Source organism: Flavobacterium sp., assembly GCF_046155325.1.
Lineage (GTDB): Bacteria > Bacteroidota > Bacteroidia > Flavobacteriales > Flavobacteriaceae > Flavobacterium.
Map to the genome: position 1 here is coordinate 1 of NZ_JBJXDQ010000168.1, position 3,594 is coordinate 3,594.

A 3,594-nucleotide genomic window follows, 5' to 3' on the forward strand; every position below is an offset into this window, starting at 1 on the left:
AAAAGCCAAGGCGTTTTCCTTTCGACCAAGTTCTAAACAACATACAGCAGCACCTTCGCCAAGAATCAAGGTGTTTTGTGTTTTTTCAAAATCTAAAGCACGACAAGGATAATCGTCTTCACTATTCGAATAAATTTTTAAGGCTCGCATTTGGGCAACGGTAAAATCGGTCAATGGTGCTTCGCTGCCACCCACTAGGAATTTATCTGCCATTCCCGATCGAAGCCAAGCCACACCGTTTAGCAAAGCGTGCAAAGCAGTCGAACAGGTAATAGAATGTGAAATTTCGGGACCTGAACTTTGCAAATCGTGAGCCACCCAAGAGGAAATATTTCCTAAAGTGGTCGTAGGTGAAGCCAAAGTTTGGGCTTTGCCTGTTGCTAAGTATTCTTGATGGTGTTTTTCGAACAAATCAGTAGCCCCTCGAGAAGAACCAATGTTGATTCCGAAAACGTCGTTTGAAGTCCAACCCGCATTTTGTATGGCTTTGCGTGAAGCCGCCATGGCATATAAAACCGTTTTGTCTAATGATTTGTACTTACTATCGGATTGCTTTAAAGCTTCAATTAAATTATTTGAATCATCATCTAATTTAGCAACCCAAGTGTTTTTATGGTCTAAAAAATGGGATGTAAAACAATGATTCTTGTTTTTGTAGTTCTCCCAAATTGTTTTTGGGTTATTCCCCAATGGAGAAACAGAAGCTATTGCGGTGATGGAGATGATTTTAGACAAGGCTATTATTTTTACACCAATTTCACAAATCAAAAAACATTAATTCGTGTACTTTTCAATACAAAAAAATAATTTGTGAAAATTTGTGAAATTCGTGTTGTTTTGGTTTTCTGCAAATTTAAACTATTTCCAAAGCTTTTTCGACTACTTGATACACTTTTTGCAATTGTTCGTCTGTGATAATGTAAGGCGGCAAAATGTAAACAATATTCCCAACAGGTCGCAAAATCACCCCGTTTTCTATAAAGAAATCATACAGTTTATTGCGCATGGTTCCATAATAACTTTCGGAGCTTTCGGTTATTATTTCTAGGGCAAAAATCACACCCAGCACACGTGTTGTGAAGACTTTTGGATGAGATTGAATGTCTTTTTGAAAGTCTAAATGGCTTGCATTTACTCGAGCAATATTGTCTTGCATTTCCTGAGTTTGCAACAAAGATAAACTCGCCAAAGCCGCAGCACAACCTGTTGGATTCGCCGTAAAAGTATGTCCATGAAACAAGGCTTTGTTGATATCTTCATCATAAAAAGCATCAAAAATGTCTTGAGTAAAAGTCGTAATCGCCATTGGGATTGTCCCACCAGTCAAAGCCTTCGACAAACACATCATATCCGGTTTTTCATTTAGATAATCACAAGCAAAATTTTTCCCTGTTTTTCCAAAACCCGTCATGACCTCATCAGCAATCGTGAGTACTTTATTTTCTTTGCAAATTTGGATTAGTTTATCGAGTGATTCCGATTCGTACATGACCATTCCTGCTGCGCCTTGCAGCAATGGTTCAAAAATAAATCCAGCACAATTATTGCTTTTTACGGCTTCCGCCAAAGCGTTAAAACTCGCTTGTTCGTTGCCCTTTGTTGGAACTGGAATCCGAACGATATCAATCAACATTCCTTGAAAAGCTTCGGTAAAAAAGGAAATTCCACTGGCTGCCATTGCCGCAAAAGTGTCGCCGTGAAAAGCATTTTCGAAAGCAATAATCGTGGTTCTCTTTTTACCTTTATTGAAAAAATATTGCAAAGCCACTTTTATAGCTATTTCAACCGCTGTTGAACCATTATCGGAGAAGAATAGTTTTTGTTGGTTTTTGGGTAAAATTTCCAACAATTTTTCCGAAAGCAAAACAGCCGGCTCGTGTGTAAATCCTCCAAAAAGAACGTGTTCCAAGGTTGTCAATTGCTTATAAATCGCATCGGCAATAAATTTGTTGGAATGCCCATAGGGATTGACCCACCATGAAGCGATGGCATCAATATATTCTTTGCCGTTTTCATCCCAAAGCAAAGCGCCTTCCCCTTTTACAATAGCAATTGAGGGTTTTGAAGTTTTGTGTTGGGTGTAGGGATGCCAAAGGTGTTTTTGGTCTCTTTCAGAAAGGTTCATTTGATTTCAGATTGAAGATTAACGATTTCTGATTCTAGATTGAAATTGATTTTTGTCATTGCTATTGAATTTTCAACAAATTTTCTCGAAACAAATTAGCGTATTCAAGGATTACATTTTGGTCAAAATAGGGTTCTTGCTCTATTCTTCCGATGCACTTTATTCCCGTTTTATTTAGAATTATGGATTCAGTAGCTTTATTTTCGTCTCCGCTAAAAATGATTCCAGCGATATTTATTTTTCTGTTTTTTAGGGCTTCGATGGTTAGCAAAGTATGATTTATACTTCCCAAATAATGCCTTGAAATCACAATTACTTTATAATCAGGTCTTATTAAATCGATGACACAATCGGTATCGTTTAATGGAACAAAAACGCCACCAGCTCCTTCAATAACGAGATGATTTTTGTCATGATAACCATCAGGATTGGGTTCGGATATATTTTTTAAATCAATTGCAATTCCATCCACTTGAGCAGCAAAATGAGGGCTTGCTGGCGTGTTGAGTTTATAGCTGTTTTCATGAATAACTGTCTTTCGGCTGCGCTCAGGATGACCATCATTTGAAATATAGCTTTTGATTTTATGGCTGTCAGAGTTATCCAAATCGCCCGCTTGAATGGGTTTCCAATAATCAGCTTGGAGCGCTTCGACAATTATGGCTGAGGCAATGGTTTTGCCTACATCTGTTGATATTCCTGTTATAAATAGCTTCATAGTTAGCCCACGGATAATACTGATCTAACAGATTATCACGGATTTTTTTTGTTTTGTTTTCTGTCGTTTGTATATATAATACGTTTGAATTCTGCGTCTTCTCCAAAATTGAGTAACAAGCCAACTTCAATTTCAGTAGCTTTAAGATAATTCATTAATTGAGCAGAGTGAACATTCATAAGGAGTTCACAAGCCTTTAGTTCAACAATTACTTTGTCTTCAATCAATAAATCTGCATAATAATCGCCAACTAATTGATTTTTGAAATAGACTTTAATTGGTTTCTGTGCTTCCACTTTATAGCCTAAAGATTTTAACTCTAAGTACATTGCATTTTGATACACTTTCTCCAGAAAACCATAGCCCAACTGATTATAAACATCATAATAAGTCTTTAAAATTGAATCCGTAATTCCTTTATGAAGTAAGTTTGACATAATTAATCCGTGTTACTCTGTAAAATCCGTTTAATCTGTGGGCTAATATACAAAAGTACTCAACAAACCCAAAACTTCCGAGATTTCTTCTTTGGTATTAAAACTGTGCAAACAAAACCGCAAACGTTCCTGACCTTCGGGAACTGTGGGCGATAAAATAGCCTTAACATCAAACCCTTTTTCTTGAATTTGATTGGCTATGAATTTTACATTTTGGTTTCCTGGAATTATAGCACTTTGAATGGCAGATTTACTTCTTACAAACATCGGTTTCAATCCCAAAAGAGTCTTTTCTTGATTGAAATGAATGATGT

4 protein-coding genes and 1 pseudogene are annotated in these 3,594 nt (G+C 36.7%); all 5 read right to left on the bottom strand.

Annotation, left to right across the window (positions count from 1 at the left end; translation table 11 throughout):
- On the bottom strand, nt 1–735 hold a 735-nt coding region (locus ACKVOD_RS11725; RefSeq protein ID WP_409209654.1), incomplete at its 3' end, for a beta-ketoacyl synthase N-terminal-like domain-containing protein.
- A 118-nt stretch (nt 736–853) separates the two neighbouring features.
- Entirely contained in the window at nt 854–2,125 is a 1,272-nt protein-coding gene (gene bioA / locus ACKVOD_RS11730) for an adenosylmethionine--8-amino-7-oxononanoate transaminase (protein ID WP_409209655.1), read from the bottom strand.
- A gap of 61 nt (nt 2,126–2,186) precedes the next feature.
- Nucleotides 2,187–2,843, bottom strand: coding sequence for a dethiobiotin synthase (gene bioD / locus ACKVOD_RS11735; protein ID WP_409209656.1), 657 nt, complete (start codon nt 2,841–2,843; stop codon nt 2,187–2,189).
- A 35-nt stretch (nt 2,844–2,878) separates the two neighbouring features.
- Complete coding sequence (locus ACKVOD_RS11740; RefSeq protein WP_409209657.1) at nt 2,879–3,280, bottom strand: GxxExxY protein; 402 nt, start codon at nt 3,278–3,280, stop codon at nt 2,879–2,881.
- Nucleotides 3,281–3,322: 42 nt separating this feature from the next.
- Nucleotides 3,323–3,594 (bottom strand): annotated as a pseudogene (locus ACKVOD_RS11745) (8-amino-7-oxononanoate synthase); the annotation flags it as partial.

What these genes read in the sequence shown, in the direction of transcription:
- ACKVOD_RS11740 (WP_409209657.1), bottom strand. Translation starts at nt 3,280, where the DNA reads ATGTCAAACTTACTTCATAAAGGAATTACGGATTCAATTTTAAAGACT.
- bioD (WP_409209656.1), bottom strand. Translation starts at nt 2,843, where the DNA reads ATGAAGCTATTTATAACAGGAATATCAACAGATGTAGGCAAAACCATT.
- bioA (WP_409209655.1), bottom strand. Translation starts at nt 2,125, where the DNA reads ATGAACCTTTCTGAAAGAGACCAAAAACACCTTTGGCATCCCTACACC.